Origin of the sequence: Massilia cavernae, assembly GCF_003590855.1 — a bacterium.
GTDB classification, from domain to species: domain Bacteria; phylum Pseudomonadota; class Gammaproteobacteria; order Burkholderiales; family Burkholderiaceae_D; genus Telluria_A; species Telluria_A cavernae.
Genome location: NZ_QYUP01000170.1, coordinates 1 through 2,531 on the forward strand (window position 1 = coordinate 1; position 2,531 = coordinate 2,531).

The 2,531-nt window shown below is 59.3% G+C and carries 3 protein-coding genes; all 3 read left to right on the plus strand.

What is annotated here, in order from left to right; genetic code table 11:
- On the plus strand, window positions 1–1,113 hold a 1,113-nt coding region (locus D3872_RS22395), incomplete at its 5' end, for an FAD/NAD(P)-dependent oxidoreductase (protein WP_147373968.1).
- The gene (locus D3872_RS22400; protein ID WP_119812854.1) at window positions 1,110–2,270 is read left to right on the plus strand and encodes an NAD(P)/FAD-dependent oxidoreductase; all 1,161 of its coding nucleotides are present in this window, start codon (window positions 1,110–1,112) and stop codon (window positions 2,268–2,270) included. The genes D3872_RS22395 and D3872_RS22400, both read left to right, overlap by 4 nt.
- A partial coding sequence (locus tag D3872_RS22405; protein ID WP_119812855.1) for an aldehyde dehydrogenase family protein occupies window positions 2,263–2,531 on the plus strand: 269 nt, incomplete at its 3' end. The genes D3872_RS22400 and D3872_RS22405, both read left to right, overlap by 8 nt.

The following is a 2,531-nucleotide window of genomic DNA, read 5'->3' on the forward strand; positions in this document are numbered from 1 at the left end:
TGGAGCGTCTACGGCAATACCCTGCATACGATGCAGGACGACGTTCCTCAAAAAATTGAGTTTGACGCCATGATCCTGGCGACCGGTGCAACGGACCGCCTGCTGCCAGTGAAAGGTTGGACTCTGCCCGGTTGCTACAGTTTGGGTGCCGCGCAGATTGCGTTAAAAGCGCAGGCCTGTGCAATTGGCCGTTCCGTCGTTTTCATGGGTACCGGCCCTTTGCTTTATATGGTGAGTTACCAGTACGCAAAGGCGGGCGTCAATGTAGTCGCCGTCCTCGACACTTCTCCTTTCGACGGGCAACTGCGCGCTCTGCCGCAGATGGCCTCCCGCCCCATGCTGTTGGCCAAAGGCATGTACTACAGGGCCCAGCTTTGGAAGCGTAAGGTACCGGTCTATAGCGGTGTTCGACCATTAGAGATCCAGGGCCACGGGTCTGTGGAAGGCGTGCAATACACCGACGCATCCGGCCAAGAGCGCTTCCTCGCTTGCGATGCGGTCGCGATGGGTTTTCACCTTCGAAGCGAAACGCAGTTGGCAGATCTGGCCAGATGCCGCTTCATCTTCGATGAGACGCTCGCCCAATGGGCGCCTGAATCAGATATTGACGGACGCACAAGCGTGTTTGGCATTTATGTTGCGGGCGATGGCGCACGAGTGCTGGGTGCGGATGCAGCGGAGATCTCCGGCCAGCTCGCTGCCCTGGCATTGCTTGAAGATCTTGGCAAGCCCATCGATGTCAAGCAATGTGCCGCCCTGCGGAAACAACAACGCAAAATGGAGATGTTTCGGCGAGGTCTGGCAAAAGCCTTTCCCTGGCCAAGTGAGTTGGCCCGATCCGTCGCCGATGACGTTATTTTGTGTCGCTGCGAGGCTATCACCGCCGGTGATGTTCGGCGCAGCGCGGTCGATAAGTTCGCACCTGAACTGAACCGGGCCAAGGCGCTCGTTCGAGTTGGGATGGGGCGCTGCCAGGGACGTTTTTGCGGTTCTGCCGCCGCGGAGATCCTCGCCGATGCCCGCAAGGCTCCGCTGGAATCCACAGGGCGTCTGCGTGGGCAGGCCCCTGTCAAGCCTCTGCCGACCACTTACAGCAGGAAGCCGTCGCAATGAGCATTCAGAACACGATACCATCCGATGCCGCTGACGTGATCATCATTGGAGGCGGCATCATGGGCGCCTCCGCTGCCCTTTTTCTGCGTGAGCGAGGTCGCTCGGTGATTCTGCTGGAACGCGGCCTCGTCGGGCAGCAGGCAAGCGGCGTAAATTTCGGTAATGTCCGCCGACAGGGCCGCTATTTGGTGCAGCTGCCACTATCCAACCGTTCCTACGGCATCTGGCGGCGTCTCTCCAGCCTTGTGGGCGAAGATTGCGAAATGATACACGCCGGCCACTTGCGCGTGTGTATACGCCCTGAGCAGGCTGCAAAGGTGGAGGCATATGCGCTCGAGGCCAAGGCCTATGGCCTTGATCTGGAATTGCTCAATTCGACTACCCTGAGACAAAAATTCCCATATATCGGCCGGGAAGCGGTTCTAGGTTCCTATAGCCCTCTGGATGGACACGCCAATCCCAGATTGGTTGCGCCGGCCTTTGGACGGGCCGCACGACGCGCCGGAGCTCGTGTGGAGGAGAACACCGAAGTCCTGTCCATCGTGAAAACCGGGGAAGACTTCCACGTCAGTACCCGCGGCGGGGCTGGTTTTCGTGCGCCGACTCTGTTGATCACAGCAGGTGCGTGGGCCGGTTCCATGGCGGCCAGCCTCGGCGAACCGGTCCCCCTGGTAGCGCGCGGCCCGCAGATGGGTGTTACAGAACCGTTGCCCTATCGTATTCTGCCGTCGCTCAGCCACAGTAGTCCTCACGAACATGAGACCGTCTATTGCCGTCAGGTGACACGCGGAAACATCGTCTTTGGCGGTGGCCAGCGCAATGAAGTGGACCTTGTCCGCGTGCGCGCCTATCCCAATCCCGAGAGCACGCTCAATCAGATGCCACAACTCCAGCGCCTGTTACCCGGCCTGGCCAACGTCCGCATCATCAGGACGTGGAGCGGGATCGAAAGCTACCTGCCGGACGACCTGCCGGTGATGGGTCCCAGTGGAAAAATGCCTGGTTTGTACTATGCGTTCGGCTTTTGCGGCGCCGGTTTTCAGCTCGGGCCTGGTGTCGGCGATGTGATGGCCGAACTGATCGACACCGGCGCCACGACTACCCCAATCGAGTCCTTTTCAATAACCCGTTTTTCAGTGGAGCGCTCACATGTATGATTTCGATCCCAATGCAGTTCGTATTCCCAACGGTCATTTCATTGGCGGCCGCTTGATCGAGGAAACCGGTAACACGCTGATTGTTCGACGCCCCAGCGACAACGCCATATGCGCCGAATTGCCGATCGCGAACGCCGATACTGTCGACCAGGCCGTTCAAGATGCAATGCACGCGTATCAGACCACGGATTGGGCTACAGGTACACCTCGGGCCCGCGCCCGTCTGTTACGCCATTGGGCCGATTTGATCGAGGCCAACAA